This is a genomic window from Nocardioides sp. Root1257, assembly GCF_001425175.1.
Lineage (GTDB): Bacteria > Actinomycetota > Actinomycetes > Propionibacteriales > Nocardioidaceae > Nocardioides.
The window spans coordinates 196,476-211,682 of sequence record NZ_LMDV01000001.1; the positions used below are offsets into that span (position 1 = coordinate 196,476).

The 15,207-nt window shown below is 70.1% G+C and carries 17 protein-coding genes; 15 read left to right on the forward strand and 2 right to left on the reverse strand.

Going from position 1 to position 15,207, the window contains the following annotated elements; translation table 11 throughout:
* The first annotated feature begins 161 nt into the window (after positions 1-161).
* A complete protein-coding gene (arc, locus tag ASC77_RS00945) occupies positions 162-1,916 on the forward strand; it encodes a proteasome ATPase (RefSeq protein ID WP_056149719.1) in 1,755 nt (584 codons plus the stop codon).
* 39 nt (positions 1,917-1,955) lie between these two features.
* On the forward strand, positions 1,956-2,141 hold the full coding sequence (locus ASC77_RS00950; protein ID WP_156390863.1) for a hypothetical protein: 186 nt from the start codon (positions 1,956-1,958) through the stop codon (positions 2,139-2,141).
* Positions 2,142-2,285: 144 nt separating this feature from the next.
* Here the strand turns inward: ASC77_RS00950 and ASC77_RS00955 are convergent, their stop codons facing one another.
* Positions 2,286-2,753 (reverse strand): aminoacyl-tRNA deacylase, encoded by a 468-nt coding sequence (locus tag ASC77_RS00955; protein ID WP_156390864.1) that lies wholly within the window; start codon positions 2,751-2,753, stop codon positions 2,286-2,288.
* Positions 2,750-3,364, reverse strand: a complete 615-nt coding sequence (locus tag ASC77_RS00960) for a class I SAM-dependent methyltransferase (protein WP_056147655.1) — start codon at positions 3,362-3,364, stop codon at positions 2,750-2,752. The genes ASC77_RS00955 and ASC77_RS00960 overlap by 4 nt, the downstream gene beginning before the upstream one ends.
* A 42-nt stretch (positions 3,365-3,406) precedes the next feature.
* Between ASC77_RS00960 and dop the strand changes: the two genes are divergently transcribed.
* The 13 genes from dop (at position 3,407) to ASC77_RS01025 (ending at position 15,207) form a co-directional block, all read left to right on the forward strand.
* Positions 3,407-4,915 (forward strand): depupylase/deamidase Dop, encoded by a 1,509-nt coding sequence (dop, locus tag ASC77_RS00965; protein ID WP_056147659.1) that lies wholly within the window; start codon positions 3,407-3,409, stop codon positions 4,913-4,915.
* 17 nt (positions 4,916-4,932) lie between these two features.
* Positions 4,933-5,130 carry a ubiquitin-like protein Pup gene (locus tag ASC77_RS00970; protein WP_056147662.1) on the forward strand — a complete coding sequence of 66 codons (198 nt, stop codon included), beginning with the start codon at positions 4,933-4,935 and terminating at the stop codon, positions 5,128-5,130.
* A gap of 3 nt (positions 5,131-5,133) precedes the next feature.
* Positions 5,134-5,979, forward strand: coding sequence for a proteasome subunit beta (gene prcB, locus ASC77_RS00975; RefSeq protein WP_056147666.1), 846 nt, complete (start codon positions 5,134-5,136; stop codon positions 5,977-5,979).
* Entirely contained in the window at positions 5,976-6,755 is a 780-nt protein-coding gene (prcA, locus tag ASC77_RS00980) for a proteasome subunit alpha (protein WP_056147668.1), read from the forward strand. The genes prcB and prcA overlap by 4 nt, the downstream gene beginning before the upstream one ends.
* Before the next feature lie 174 nt (positions 6,756-6,929).
* Positions 6,930-7,910, forward strand: a complete 981-nt coding sequence (locus ASC77_RS00985) for a hypothetical protein (RefSeq protein WP_056147671.1) — start codon at positions 6,930-6,932, stop codon at positions 7,908-7,910.
* 103 nt (positions 7,911-8,013) lie between these two features.
* Positions 8,014-9,375 (forward strand): Pup--protein ligase, encoded by a 1,362-nt coding sequence (gene pafA, locus ASC77_RS00990; protein ID WP_056147673.1) that lies wholly within the window; start codon positions 8,014-8,016, stop codon positions 9,373-9,375.
* Between the two features lie 193 nt (positions 9,376-9,568).
* Positions 9,569-10,534, forward strand: a complete 966-nt coding sequence (locus ASC77_RS00995) for an FKBP-type peptidyl-prolyl cis-trans isomerase (RefSeq protein ID WP_056147677.1) — start codon at positions 9,569-9,571, stop codon at positions 10,532-10,534.
* A 22-nt stretch (positions 10,535-10,556) separates the two neighbouring features.
* Positions 10,557-11,546 carry a helix-turn-helix transcriptional regulator gene (locus ASC77_RS01000; protein ID WP_056147679.1) on the forward strand — a complete coding sequence of 330 codons (990 nt, stop codon included), beginning with the start codon at positions 10,557-10,559 and terminating at the stop codon, positions 11,544-11,546.
* Positions 11,547-11,622: 76 nt separating this feature from the next.
* Positions 11,623-12,612, forward strand: a complete 990-nt coding sequence (locus ASC77_RS01005; RefSeq protein WP_056147682.1) for a helix-turn-helix transcriptional regulator — start codon at positions 11,623-11,625, stop codon at positions 12,610-12,612.
* A gap of 76 nt (positions 12,613-12,688) precedes the next feature.
* Positions 12,689-12,961: a twin-arginine translocase TatA/TatE family subunit gene (gene tatA / locus ASC77_RS01010; protein WP_235547379.1), complete on the forward strand. Its 273-nt coding sequence runs from the start codon at positions 12,689-12,691 to the stop codon at positions 12,959-12,961.
* A gap of 21 nt (positions 12,962-12,982) precedes the next feature.
* Positions 12,983-13,822 (forward strand): twin-arginine translocase subunit TatC, encoded by an 840-nt coding sequence (gene tatC, locus ASC77_RS01015; RefSeq protein WP_056147689.1) that lies wholly within the window; start codon positions 12,983-12,985, stop codon positions 13,820-13,822.
* Positions 13,819-14,220 carry a hypothetical protein gene (locus ASC77_RS01020; protein WP_056147691.1) on the forward strand — a complete coding sequence of 134 codons (402 nt, stop codon included), beginning with the start codon at positions 13,819-13,821 and terminating at the stop codon, positions 14,218-14,220. The genes tatC and ASC77_RS01020 overlap by 4 nt, the downstream gene beginning before the upstream one ends.
* 105 nt (positions 14,221-14,325) lie before the next feature.
* Positions 14,326-15,207 carry a diacylglycerol/lipid kinase family protein gene (locus ASC77_RS01025; RefSeq protein WP_056147695.1) on the forward strand — a complete coding sequence of 294 codons (882 nt, stop codon included), beginning with the start codon at positions 14,326-14,328 and terminating at the stop codon, positions 15,205-15,207.

Genomic DNA, 15,207 nt, shown 5'->3' on the forward strand with positions numbered 1-15,207 from the left:
CGCAGAGTTCCGCCGAGATTTCTGCGCTTGGTGACCAAACGGTGGACGCGGACCGACCCCGCCAACGCCGAGTCGCGTCCAAAACGTGACCAACTCCGCGAAATGACTACGCCGGACGGCCATTGCCGCGGGTAGGGTCGATGACACAGGAGGTGGCGCTGATGTCGACATCCGAAGGCGTTTCCAGCGCGGGCGGTCGTTCCCCCGCGGAGCTCGCTGAGCAGGTCCGGTTCCTGGAGGCCGAGGTCTCCGATCTCCGCCTGCGACTGAGCGAGAGCCCGTCGGGCTCGCGCGGCCTGGAGCTGCGGCTCGCCGACGCGCAGCGGTCCCTCGCCGGGCTGACCTCCCAGAACGAGCGTCTGGCCCAGACCCTGCGCGAGGCCCGCGACCAGATCATGAAGCTCAAGGAGGAGGTCGACCGGCTGGCACAGCCGCCCGCCGGCTTCGGCACCTTCCTGAGCCGCAACGAGGACGACTCCATCGACGTCTTCACCGGTGGCCGCAAGCTGCGGGTCAACGTGAGCCCGAGCGTCGACCTCGACACGCTCCAGCGTGGCCAGGAGGTCATGCTCAACGAGGCGCTCAACGTCGTCGCCGCCCTCGAGTTCGAGAAGGTCGGCGAGGTCGTGATGTTCAAGGAGCTGCTCGCCGACGGCGACCGCGTCCTGGTCATCGCGAACGCCGACGAGGAGCGCGTCGTCCGCCTGGCCGAGCCGCTGCGCACCCAGACGATCCGCGCCGGCGACTCGCTGCTGCTCGACGCCCGTTCCGGCTACGTCTACGAGAAGGTCCCGAAGTCCGAGGTCGAGGAGCTCGTCCTCGAGGAGGTCCCGGACATCGCGTACGAGTCGATCGGTGGCCTGTTCGGCCAGATCGAGCAGATCCGCGACGCCGTCGAGCTGCCCTACCTGCACCCCGAGCTGTTCAAGGAGCACGAGCTCAAGCCGCCCAAGGGCGTGCTGCTCTACGGCCCTCCCGGCTGCGGCAAGACACTGATCGCCAAGGCGGTCGCCAACTCGCTCGCCAAGAAGGTCGCCGCCAAGACGGGCCAGGAGGGGAAGTCCTACTTCCTGAACATCAAGGGCCCCGAGCTGCTCAACAAGTACGTCGGCGAGACCGAGCGGCACATCCGCCTGGTCTTCCAGCGGGCTCGTGAGAAGGCCAGCGAGGGTACGCCGGTCATCGTGTTCTTCGACGAGATGGACTCGCTCTTCCGCACCCGCGGCTCCGGTGTCTCCTCGGACGTCGAGAACACCATCGTCCCCCAGCTGCTCAGCGAGATCGACGGCGTCGAGCTCCTCGAGAACGTCCTGGTGATCGGTGCCTCCAACCGCGAGGACATGATCGACCCGGCGATCCTGCGGCCCGGCCGCCTCGACGTGAAGATCAAGATCGAGCGCCCCGACGCGGAGTCCGCCCGCGACATCTTCAGCAAGTACCTCACGGCGACGCTGCCGCTGCACGCCGACGACCTCGCCGAGTTCGGTGGCGACAAGGACGCCTGCGTCGCCGGGATGATCCGGGCGACCGTCGAGCGGATGTACACCGAGACCGAGGAGAACCGCTTCCTCGAGGTCACCTACGCGAACGGCGACAAGGAGGTCCTGTACTTCAAGGACTTCAACTCGGGCGCGATGATCCAGAACATCGTCGACCGCGCCAAGAAGATGGCGATCAAGGACCTCCTCGACCACGACCAGAAGGGCCTCCGGGTCTCGCACCTGCTCCAGGCGTGCGTGGACGAGTTCAAGGAGAACGAGGACCTGCCCAACACGACCAACCCCGACGACTGGGCCCGCATCTCCGGCAAGAAGGGCGAGCGGATCGTCTTCATCCGCACGCTCATCACCGGCAAGCAGGGCACCGAGCCGGGCCGGTCGATCGACACAGTGTCCAACACGGGTCAGTATCTGTAGCAGTTCTCGTACGGCGCGGAGCAGCACTCGGGAGGAACCATGATGTTCTGGCTCATCGCAGGAGTGGTCGCGGTCGTCCTGTTCGCCATCGCATGGTGGGCGAGCGGCCGGGCGACGGGCAGGCGGGGGCGCCCGGATCCAGGCGCCGAGACGAACCGCGGCTGGGCCACCGCCCAGGCGCTGATCAACCGCGACACCACGGCTGGCGGCGGCCCCGGCATGTGACCGTTCACCCGGCGTTTACCTGGCCCGGACGCCGGGCACGGTCACCTCATGCTGTGGATGCTAGTGCTGCTGATCGGGCTGCTCGCCGCCTCGGTGAGCTGGCGGATGACCCGCCGCGCGTACGACGACTCCCGCTACTGACCGCTAGGCGGGCTCGGTGACGTCGGCGATCGTCGCGTCGAGCGCGTCCAGCAGCGCGCCCGCGTCGACGGTGAGCGCCACACCGGGAGCCCCGCCGCCGATGCTGATCCGGCCGGTCACGGCAGCATCGGCGACAACCGGCAGGGGAGTGGCGCTGCCCAGCGGCGTGATCGTGCCGCGCACGTAGCCGGTCACGTCGTACGCCGTCTCCGCACTCGGCATCGAGATCCGGTTGACCCCGAGCAGGGACCGCAGCTTCGGCCAGGCGATCTCGCGGTCCCCGGGCACCAGCACGAACCGGAAGTCGCCGTCGCTGACCCGCACCACCATCGTCTTCACGATCTGGCGCGGCTCGACCCCGCGGGCCGCCGCGGCCTCGGCGAGCGAGCGCACCGGCCCGTGCTCGGTCACGGCGTACGCCACTCCGAGCGCGTCCGCAGCCGCAGTCGCCCGGTCGGCCGCACCCGTCACGACGCCACTCCGACGAACCCGTAGCCCCACGGCCTGGCCGCCTTCGGGCCGGGCAGGTACGCCGCCTCGACGGACCCGACCCGGAGCACGGTCGAGACGAGGCCGGGGATGTCGCGACTCAGGTGGCACCCGCCGGCGACGCGTCCCTGCACCGGGTCCAGCCGCCGCTGCCACCGCGCCACCCCGGGCTCGGGGGAGAGCCCGTGCTCGAGGAAGTGCAGCGTGCCGCCGGGCCGCAGCACCCGACGTACCTCCGCCAGCGCCCGCTCCACGTCGGGGATCGTGCAGAGCGTGAACGTCGAGAGGACGGCGTCGTACGCCGCGTCCTCGGCCTCGAGCCGTTGTCCGTCCAGGCCCACGCGGGCGATCGGCAGGCTCGCCGAGCGGCGTCGGGCTGCCGAGAGCTCCCAGCCCAGGTCGGAGGGCTCGACCGCGTCGACGCTCGTGACCGCGACCGGGTAGAGGCCGACGTTGAGGCCGCTGCCGAAGCCGATCTCGAGGACGCGGCCCGCCAGCCCGGCGCAGGCCGCGGTGCGCAGCTCCATCACGTCACTCGTCGACAGCGCCCGGTCGACGAGGCGCGGCACGACACGATCGGTCCACCAGCCCATGACCCGAGGCTACGGCCTGCTCGGCTCGCGTACGCTCGACACATGAGCGTCCGCCGCGTCATGGGCAACGAGGTCGAGTACGGCATCGCCGTGCAGGGCCAGCCCCTGGCCAACCCCATGGTCGCCTCCTCGCAGGTCGTCAACGCCTACGCGTCGGCGACGGTGAAGGCCCGTCGGGCCCGGTGGGACTTCGAGGAGGAGTCCCCGCTGCGCGACGCGCGCGGCTTCGACATGTCGCGACAGGTCGCCGACCCGACCCAGCTCACCGACGAGGACCTCGGTCTGGCCAACGTCATCCTCACCAACGGCGCGCGGCTGTACGTCGACCACGCGCACCCGGAGTACTCCAGCCCCGAGGTGACCACGCCGCTCGACGCCGTCCGCTGGGACAAGGCGGGCGAGCTGGTGATGCTCGACGCGGCCCGCCGCGCCGGCCAGCTGCCGGGCGGCACGCCGATCGTGCTCTACAAGAACAACACGGACAACAAGGGCGCGTCGTACGGCGCCCACGAGAACTACCTGATGCGGCGCTCGACGCCGTTCGGCGACATCGTCCGCCACCTCACGCCGTTCTTCGTGAGCCGCCAGGTGATCACCGGCGCGGGCCGGGTCGGGATCGGCCAGGACGGTCGGGAGGACGGCTTCCAGCTCAGCCAGCGCGCCGACTTCTTCGAGGTCGAGGTGGGTCTCGAGACCACGCTCAAGCGGCCGATCATCAACACCCGCGACGAGCCGCACGCCGACCCCGAGAAGTACCGCCGCCTGCACGTGATCATCGGCGACGCCAACCTGTCGGAGATCTCGACCTACCTCAAGGTCGGCACGACCTCGCTGGTGCTCGCGATGATCGAGGACCGGTTCATCTCGACCGACCTGACCGTCGACGGACCGGTGGCGGGCCTGAGGGCCATCTCGCACGACCCGACGCTCCAGCACCGGGTGCGCCTGACCGACGGGCGCGAGCTGACCGCGATCCAGCTCCAGCTCGAGTACCTCGACCTGGCGAGGAAGTACGTCGAGGACCGGTACGGCGCCGACGCCGACGAGCAGACGGTCGACGTGCTCGCCCGCTGGGAGTCGGTGCTCGACCGGCTCGAGAACGACCCGATGTCGCTCTCTCGCGAGCTCGACTGGGTCGCGAAGCTCAACCTCCTCGAGCAGTACCGCCAGCGCGACGGGCTCGACTGGAGCGATGCCAAGCTCCAGCTCATCGACCTCCAGTACTCCGACATCCGCCCGGAGAAGGGCCTGTACCACCGGCTCGTGGCCGGGGGCCGGATCGAGCGGCTGCTGACCGATGCCGCCGTCGAGGACGCCATGCACGACCCGCCCGAGGACACCCGCGCGTACTTCCGCGGCCGGTGCCTGGAGAAGTACGCCGAGCACGTCGCGGCCGCGTCGTGGGACTCCGTGATCTTCGACCTCCCCGGCCGGGAGTCGCTGCAGCGGGTCCCGACGATCGACCCGCTGCGCGGCAGCAGGGCGCACGTGGGCGAGCTGCTGGACCGAAGTGAGACGGCGGAGGCCTTGTTCACCGCTCTCACCCGCTGAGTGGATAGGGTCGAGACATGGCACAGGAGCAGAAGCAGCCGCGGAAGTCCTCGGAGACCGAGGAGGCGGTCGAGACCGCCCCGGAGACCGATGTCGCCGAGCGCAAGGAGGCGCTCGACAGCGACGTGGACGACCTCCTCGACGAGATCGACGACGTGCTCGAGACCAACGCCGAGGACTTCGTGAAGTCCTTCATCCAGAAGGGCGGGGAGTAGGCCTTGGGCGACCCGCGCCTCCCGGCGGCGTACCTGCAGCCGGGCACCTCGTCCTTCGCCGACTTCCTCGCCAGCCAGGCTCCCGACCTGCTGCCGGGCCGTCGTACGGTGCCGCCGGGCCACGCCGCGGACCTCGCGCCGCACGGCACCACGATCGTCTCCGCGACCTTCCCCGGCGGGGTCGTGATGGCCGGTGACCGGCGCGCGACGATGGGCAACATCATCGCCCAGCGCGACATCCAGAAGGTCTTCCCGGCTGACGAGTTCTCGGCCGTCGGCATCGCCGGCACCGCCGGCCTGGCCGTGGAGATGGTGCGGCTCTTCCAGACCGAGCTGGAGCACTACGAGAAGATCGAGGGCAGCACGCTCTCGATGGACGGCAAGGCCAACCGGCTGTCGGCGCTGATCCGCGGCAACCTCGGGATGGCGATGCAGGGGCTGTCCGTCGTACCCCTCTTCGCCGGCTACGACGTCTCGGCCGAGCAGGGTCGGATCTTCAGCTACGACGTGACGGGCGGCCGCTACGAGGAGACCGCGTTCCACTCGGTCGGCTCCGGCTCGCTGTTCGCCCGCGGCGCGCTCAAGAAGCTCTACCGCGACGACCTCACGGCCGAGCAGACGGTCGAGGCGTTGATCGAGGCGCTGTACGACGCGGCCGACGACGACTCCGCGACCGGTGGGCCCGACGTCGCCCGCCGGATCTTCCCGGTCGTCCAGGTGATGACCGCCGACGGCGGGCGTCGGATGGCCGACGACGAGGTGGCCGCGATCGCCGACCGGGTGATCGCCGGACGGATGGCGCGACCCGACGGGCCGCCCGCACCGCTGAACGGGGGTGGCGCGCGATGAGCATGCCCTTTTACGTCTCGCCCGAGCAGCTGATGAAGGACCGGGCCGACTTCGCCCGCAAGGGCATCGGCCGGGGCCGGTCCGTCGTGGCGGTGCAGTACGCCGACGGCGTGCTCTTCGCGACCGAGAACCCCTCGCAGGCGCTGCACAAGGTCTCCGAGATCTACGACCGGATCGCCTTCGCCGCGGTGGGTCGCTACAACGAGTTCGAGAACCTGCGCATCGCCGGCGTACGCCTCGCCGACATGCGCGGCTACTCCTACGACCGCCGCGACGTCACCGGCCGGGGACTGGCGAACGCCTACGCCCAGACGCTCGGCACGATCTTCTCCAGTGGCGGCGAGAAGCCGTACGAGGTCGAGCTCTTCGTCGCCGAGATCGGCGACGCGGCCGCCGACGACCAGCTGTACCGGCTGACGTACGACGGCCAGGTCGCCGACGAGCACGGGTACGCCGTGATGGGTGGCGCGGCCGACGTGGTGAGCACCTACCTCAAGGAGCGGTACGCCGACGCCGGCTCGCTCGCCGACGCCGTCCGCCTCGCCGTCGCGGCCCTGGGCCACACCGACGCTGAGGACCGGGTCATCGCGACCGAGGACCTCGAGGTGGCCATCCTCGACCGCACCCGCAGCCAGCCGCGCAAGTTCGTCCGGCTGCGCGCCACGCGCCTCGAGGAGCTCCTCGGCGACCGCGGACCCGCCACCCCCGCCGGTGGCGATGCCGCTCCTGTCACCGACGACCCCGGTCCCGACGCACCGATCGCGCCGCCCGCCTGATCGTCCCGTTCCCCACGTTTGGTCACCAAGCGCAGATGTGGAGCGCTCCCATCACCGGTTGGTGACCAAACGTCGCGCGACCTGACCGGCGCGTCGACAGGCACCCGGAGCGCTCATCCACAGGCCTGAAATCGGCACTTTCCTGGATCACGTTCACGGCGCAGATTTACCGGCATGAAAGACCGTACCGACGACCCAGATGACTCGGAGCCGTTCCGCGGCGAGATCAGGCTTGTCACGCAGCGGCGGGTCAGCCACGGCCTGGGCGTCTGGAGGCGTGAGGGCCTGAGCACGGACCAGGAGTTCGAGCGCGATCTCCGGGCCTACCAGCTCGTGCTCCCGAAGGGCGCGCTCTTCACCCACGTCACAGGCGCCCGGCTGCTGGGGTGGCAGCTACCCCGGCTGCCGGAGCAGGTGCCGGTCTTCGCCGCCGTCTCGGGCAACGGGCTGCGTCCTCGGCGCCCCGGGCTCATCTGCTCCCGGCTGGTACGGCCGTCCGAGCCGGTCGGTCACATCGGGCTCCCGGTCGACCAACCCGAGGAGATCCTGCTCCGCGCCGCCCGCGACCTCGGGCTGCTCGACATGATGATCTTGCTCGAGTCCGCGCTCCGGCTCGGGCACATCGACGAAGATCGCATGGAGGCCGTCCTGGGCTCGGGCCGCCCCGGCGTACGCATGCTGCGCGAGGCGTGGCGGCGCCGCACTGGCAGGAGCGAGTCGGCAGGAGAGACCGTCCTGCAGCAGTTCCACCTGGAGATGGAAGTCCCGGTCGAGCCGCAGGTGGAGGTCGCCGATGCCGACGGCCTGTTCCTCGGCCGCGTCGACCTGCTGGTGACCGGCACACCCTTCATCCACGAGTACGACGGTGCGCACCATCGGCGCAAGGAGCAGCACAAGACCGATCTGCGCCGCGAACGGGGCCTGTCCGGCGCCGGCTACGTGCGCAAGGGATTCGGGCTCGACGACCTGCTCAACCACTCCGCCGTCCTGATGCACGAGCTCGACGACGCCCTGGAGCGCCCGCATGATCTCGATCGGGTACGACGCTGGAAGCGGTTGGTCGGCAACTCGATGTACTCCGAGGTCGGGCGGGCACGCATCATGAACCGCTGGGAGCGGATCAGCGGCCTCATCGACTGGTCCGGATCGGCCTGAGGCGGCCGCGAGCACGCGGTTGGTGACCAAACGTCGGCCAAGCAACGCCAATGAATCCGCGTCACATCCCTGCGAATGCCCAGTCGGCGCCTAGGCTGACCACGTGGACCGGCGGATCTTCGGGATCGAGAACGAGTACGGCGTGACGTGCACGTTCAAGGGCCAGCGCCGTCTGAGCCCGGACGAGGTGGCGCGCTACCTCTTCCGCAAGGTCGTCAGCTGGGGCCGCAGCAGCAACGTCTTCCTGCGCAACGGCGCTCGGCTCTACCTCGACGTGGGCAGCCACCCGGAGTACGCCACCCCCGAGTGCGACGACATCGTCGAGCTGGTCACCCACGACAAGGCCGGGGAGCGGGTCCTCGAAGGGCTGCTCCTCGACGCCGAGCAGCGGCTGCACGACGAGGGCATCGCCGGCGAGATCTACCTGTTCAAGAACAACACCGACTCCGCCGGCAACTCCTACGGCTGCCACGAGAACTACCTGGTCAGCCGGGCCGGCGAGTTCTCCCGACTCGCCGACGTACTGATCCCGTTCCTCGTCACCCGGCAGATCATCGTGGGCGCCGGCAAGATCACGCAGACCCCGCGAGGTGCGAACTTCAGCGTCTCCCAGCGCGCCGAGCACATCTGGGAGGGCGTCAGCAGCGCCACGACCCGGAGCCGTCCGATCATCAACACCCGCGACGAGCCGCACGCCGACGCCGAGAAGTACCGGCGCCTGCACGTGATCGTCGGGGACTCCAACATGAGCGAGACGACCACCATGCTGAAGGTCGCGAGCTGCGACCTGGTCCTCCGGATGATCGAGGAGGGCGTGGTGATGCGCGATCTCACGATGGAGAACCCCATCCGGGCGATCCGGGAGATCTCGCACGACGTGACCGGCCGCCGGAAGGTGCGGCTGGCAAACGGCCGCGAGGCGAGCGCGCTCGACATCCAGCAGGAGTACCTCTCCAAGGCGCGGGACTTCGTCGACCGTCGCGAGATCAGCACGCCGGTGATCGAGGCCGCCCTGGACCTCTGGGAGCGCGGCCTCAAGGCTGTGGAGTCCGACGACCTGGGCCTCGTCGACCGCGAGATCGACTGGGTGATCAAGTGGAAGCTGATCGAGCAGTACCGCTCCCGCCACGGTCTCCCTCTCGCGCACCCCCGCGTCGCCCAGCTCGACCTGGCCTACCACGACATCCACCGCAACCGCGGCCTCTACTACCTCCTCGAGAAGCGTGGTCTCGTGGCCCGGGTCACGACCGACCTCAAGATCTTCGAGGCCAAGTCCGTGCCGCCGCAGACCACCCGCGCGCGCCTGCGTGGTGAGTTCATCCGCCGCGCCCAGGAACGACGTCGGGACTTCACGGTCGACTGGGTGCACCTGAAGCTCAACGACCAGGCGCAGCGGACGGTGCTGTGCAAGGACCCGTTCCGCGCGTACGACGAGCGGGTCCAGCGGCTCATCGACGGGATGTGAGCTCCTGGATCCACCGTTGGTGACCAAACGGTGGGTCCCCGCCCAGCGGATCTGCGCTTGGTGACCAAACGGTGGACCACGGACACCCGGCAGTCAGGCTCCGCTCAGGGTCGAGGGCTAGTGTGTCGGCGCTGCCGGTTCACATCGAGCGGCCAGCACCGAAGTCCTGCACCCGAACCGAAGGTTGAACCCTGTGTCACGACGTCTCCGACGCCTCCCGGTCCTGCTCCTCCCGCTCGTGCTGGGGGCTTCGCTCGTCGCCTGCGGCTCCGACAGCGGCTCCGACGGCTCCGACGGCGGCTCGAGCTCCGGCGGCGCGCTGCACGGCATCACCATCACCGGCGATGTCGGCAAGGCCCCGAAGGTCGAGTGGAACGGCAAGCTCGACGTGAGCAAGACCGACAGCGAGGTCGTCACCAAGGGCGACGGCGACAAGATCGCTGACGGCGACCAGGTGGTCATCCACATCTGGATCGGCAACGGTACGACGCAGAAGCAGGCCTACAGCACCTACGACGAGGGTCAGACCCAGACGATCCCGGCGAGCAGCGACCTGAACCCGGTCTTCAAGGACGCGATCCTCGACCAGACCGTCGGCTCGCGCGTCGCCGTGACGGCCACCGCCGCGGACGCGTTCGGCGAGAGCGGCAACACCGACATGGGCATCGGCAACAAGGACAACGTCCTGATCATCGTCGACATCATGGACAGCACCACCGTGCTCGACGCCCCGCAGGGCAAGGACAAGGCCGCCCCGTCGTGGGCGCCCGGCCTCACCACCGACGGTGACAAGGTGACCGCGCTCGACTTCAGCGGTACGCCGAAGCCCAGCGGCAAGCTGCAGTCCGCGCCGCTGATCGTCGGCGACGGCGACGTCGTCAAGAAGGGCCAGACGATCACCGTCAACTACCTCGGCCAGGTCTACAAGGGCGCCAAGCCCTTCGACGAGAGCTACAGCAAGACGCCCGCGTCCTTCGCGATCGGCGTCGGCCAGGTCGTGCCCGGCTGGGACAAGACGCTCGTCGGCGCCACGGTCGGCAGCCGGATGATCCTCGCGATCCCGCCCGCTGACGGCTACGGCACCCAGGGCAACAGCCAGGCTGGCATCAAGGGCACCGACACGCTGTACTTCGTGGTCGACATCCTGGCTGCATCCTGATCCATCGGGAAGGATCAGCGGCATGAGCAGCACCACGGGCAGGAAGAGCGAGCGCCTGCTGAACCTGCTGATCATGCTGCTGGTCCAGCGGCACTACGTCAGCAAGGACCGGATCCGCGAGATCCTCTACCCGGACGCCTCCACCGACGCCTTCGAGAAGATGTTCGAGCGTGACAAGGAGGAGCTGCGCAGCCTCGGCGTCCCCATCGAGGTCGGCAACATGGACGCCTACTTCGACGACGAGCCCGGCTACCGGGTCCGCGCCGACCGGCTCGCGCTGCCCGACATCGCGCTGACGCCCGACGAGGCGGCGGTGATCGGCCTCGCGACACGGGTCTGGCAGCACGCCCGGCTCGCGGACGCGACGACGGAGGCGGTCCGCAAGCTGACCGCTCTCGGGGTCGAGGTCGACGAGTCGGCGCTCGACATCGCCGAGCCGCGGCTCTCGGCCGACGAGCCGTCGTTCGACGTGTTCTGGGAGGCGACCCAGGAGCGCACGCCGGTCGAGTTCGACTACCGCCGTCCGGGGGCACCCCGGACCACGACCCGCCACCTGCAGCCGTGGGGCGTCGTCCGCTACTCGGGCCGCTGGTACGTCGTCGGCCTGGACACCGACCGCGGCGAGGAGCGCGTCTTCCGGCTCTCCCGCGTCGAGGGCGAGGCCCGCAAGAAGGGCGCGCCCGGCTCGTACGACGTCCCGCCGGGCACCGACGTCCGTGCGACCGCCGTACGCCTGGCCCCCGCCCCGTCGTCGGGGGAGGCGGTGCTGCTCGTACGCCGAGACGCCGGGATCGCGCTGCGCGCCGACGCGGTGTCCGTCGAGCACGACGTCAGCGGCCCCGACACCCGGACGCCGTGGGACCGGGTCCGGATCAGCCGCGGCGGGACCGGCGTCGCCGACGAGCTGCTCGGGTACGGCGCTGCCGTCTACGTCGAGTCGCCCGTGGAGCTGCGCGCCGAGGTCGTCAGCCGGCTGCAGGCGATCGTGGCCGGGGCGGAGGTCGCGTCGTGAGCGAGCGCAGCGAGCGAACGGTCCTACACAGCGCAGGATGTGCCTCGTGCGCGCACGGAGCGAAGCGAGTACGCGCATGAGCATGCAGCCCACCGGCGCCAAGGACCAGGTCGCCCGCCTCCTCACCCTGGTGCCGTTCCTGCACGCGCGCGGTGCCGTACGCCTCGAGGACGCGGCGCACGCCCTCGGCGTGCCTGCCGAGCAGGTGCTCGCCGACCTCAACGTGCTGCTGATGTGCGGCCTCCCGGGCGGCTACCCGGACGACCTGATCGACGTCGACCTCGACGCGCTGGAGGAGCCGGGCGGCGACGGCGTCATCCGGATCACCAACGCCGACTACCTGGCCCGTCCGCTGCGGCTGACCCCCACCGAGGCCACCGCGATCATCGTGGCGCTCCGCGCCCTCCGTGGCAGTGCGGGCGAGGAGACCCGGGAGATCGTCGACCGGGCGCTCGGCAAGCTCGAGGCTGCGGCCGCGCACGGCACCGGGACGGTCCAGATCGATCCCGGCGACACGCCTGGGGGGCCCGACGTGGTCCGTCTGGAGGCCGACCTGCGGCAGGCGGCCGCACGGCACCGGCAGGTCCGGCTGAGCTACTACGTGCCGTCGCGCGACGAGCAGTCCGAGCGGGTCGTCGACCCCCGGGGGATCGTCACTGCGCACGGCTTCACCTACCTGGACGCCTGGTGCCACAGCGCCGAGGCGCCCCGGCTGTTCCGGCTGGATCGGATCGCGCAGGCGACCGTGCTCGACAGCCCGATCGAGTCCGACCCCGAGCCGCCCCGCGACCTGGGCAAGGACGGGTTCTTCCCGCAGTCGCCGGAGACCACCTTGGCCACCATCGAGCTCGACCCGGCGGCACGCTGGGTCGTGGAGTACTACCCGGTCCACGCCGTACGCCGGCGGCGCGGCGGCCGGCTCGAGGTCGACCTCGTGGTGGCCAACGAGCGGTGGCTGGAGCGGCTGCTGCTCCGGCTGGCGCCGCACGCCCGGGTGCTCAGCCCGGCGTCGTACGCCGAGTCGTACGCCGCCGCCGCGCGAGATGCTCTCAGCCTCTACGGCTGACGGACGATCAGACACAGTCAGGGCGTAGCATGGACGACGCCCGCAACCAACAGATGAGGTCACGATGCTCAACCCCATGATCGGATTGCCCCAGGGAGCCGAGTGGCTCGTCATCCTGGCAATCGTCATCCTCGTCTTCGGTGCCGCGAAGCTGCCCGACCTGGCCCGCGGGACCGGCCAGGCGCTGCGCATCTTCAAGGCCGAGACCAAGGGCCTGCGCGATGACGAGGACGACGAGAAGTCGACCCCGCCCGTGCCGCCGGCTGCGACCGAGCTGCCCCCGACGCCTCCCGCCGCGCCGGTCCAGCCCCCCGTCGAGGACCGCCAGGCCGACAAGAACAACGGCTGAGGCCGGAGACCCCGCACGCCCGTGGCGCTACGAGGTATCTATCGGCTCTTCTCCGGCAAGCCCGTCCACCCGGTGGGCGACGACGGCCGGATGGCGCTCTCGGACCACTTCCGAGAGCTCCGCGCACGCGTCCTGAAGGTCGCGCTCACGTTCCTTGTCGTCTTCGGCGTCTCGCTCTTCTTCTTCGACCAGCTCTTCGACTTCGTGTACGGGCCGTACAAGGAGGCGAGGGAGAACCTCCCGGAGAGCACCAAGAGCATCACGTCGACCCAGGGCGCCGGTGGCGGTCTGATGCTCTACCTGAAGCTCTGCGGCTTCGCCGCGCTGATCATCACGTGCCCGGTCTGGCTCTACCAGATCTGGGCGTTCATCGTGCCCGGGCTGCACCCGAGCGAGAAGCGCTGGACGCGCGTCTTCGTCGCCGTCGCCGCGCCGCTCTTCCTGGTCGGTCTGGTCCTCGGCTGGCTGACCCTCCCGAAGGGCCTCGAGGTGCTCATCGGGCTCAACCCCGACGTCATCACCAACATCATCGACTTCAACGAGTACCTGCAGTTCTTCACCCGGACCCTGCTCGTCTTCGGGCTCGCGTTCGAGATCCCGGTCTTCGTGGTGATGCTCAACCGCGCTGGCGTCGTGAAGGGCAAGACGCTCGCGCAGTACCGCCCCTGGATCATCGTCGGCATCTTCGTGTTCGCGGCCGTCGCGACACCCTCCACGGACCCGTTCACGATGACGATCATGGCGGTGCCGATGGTCGTCCTCTACTTCATCTCCGAGGTGCTGGCGCGGGTCCATGACCGCCGCAAGGAGGAGGCCCGTCCCAACGCCGGGCTGTCGCCCGACGAGGCGTCACCACTGTGAGCGAGGCCTTCGCACCCGTGGATCCCTTCGACCTTCCCGACTGGCTGGGAGTGGCCGCGGTGACCTGGTCGGCGCAAGCCGGCCTGCGCACCGGGTACGCCGTCCGCGGCGAGCTCGTGAGCGACGGCGTCGACCCCGTGGCGTGCGACCTGGTCGCGGTCGACGAGGCCTACCCGACGCCGATCGCGCCGGACGACGTGCGTACGCGCGCCCACCAGGCCTGGCGCAACGGCGAGGTCCACCTGGTCCGCCGCGAGGGCCGCCTCGCGCTGGCGGTCCCGGGCACGTTCTTCACCGCCGACCTGGTCCTCGACGCCTTCGCCCGCCTGGCCCGCGCGGTCGGCGCCTCCGCCGATCGATACGCCGTCCTGCTCCGGATCGGCGATTCCGGACGCTGACTGTCCGCTGCACGTTTGGTCACCAAGCACAGAGCCGGAGCGCTCCCACCCACGGTTGGTGACCAAACGTCGCCCCCGGAGGCCGGCGATCGCTACTGTTCGCCCGTGACCGGCACCACGGGCGAGATCGCGCTGCTGACCAATCCCACGTCCGGCAAGGGCAGGGGAGCGAAGGCGCGCGACGCGGCGCTGGCCCGCTTCGCGGAGGCCGGCATCACCCCCCGCAGCCTGGCCGGCCGCGACGCGGACGAGGCACAGGACCTCGCGCGCCAGTGCGTGGCCGACGGGGTCGAGACGCTCGTCATCGTCGGCGGAGACGGCATGGTCCACCTCGGCGTCCAGGCGCTCGCCGGCAGCAGCACCGCGCTGGGCGTCGTCCCGGCCGGCACCGGCAACGACGTCGCCCGCTACTTCGACCTGCCCCGCAAGGACCCCCGCGCCGCCGTCGAGCGGATCCTGGCCGGACAGCGCCGGACGGTGGACCTGGCCCGCAGCGGCGCCAAGTACTTCACCACCGTGCTGTGCGCCGGGTTCGACGCCGTCGTCAACGAGCGCGCCAACAGCATGACCTGGCCCAAGGGCCAGATGCGCTACAACATCGCCACCCTCGCCGAGCTGCGCACCTTCGAGCCGTTGCCGTACACGCTCGACCTGGACGGCGTACCGCTCTCGCTCGAGGCGATGATGGTCTCGGTCGGCAACGGGCCGTCCTTCGGCGGCGGCCTGCGCATCACCGAGGGCGCGCTGCTCGACGACGGGCTGCTGGACGTGGTGATCATCAAGCCGATGAGCAAGCCCGCCCTGGTCCGCACCTATCCCAAGCTCTTCAAGGGCACCCACACCACGCACCCGGCGTACGAGCACCACCGCGTCCGCTCGGTGACGGTGGCGGCGCCGGGCATCGTCTCGTACGCCGACGGCGAGCGTTTCGGCGCCCTGCCGCTGACGGTGGAGTGTGCGCCGGGAGCGCTGACGGTCCTCGCGTAG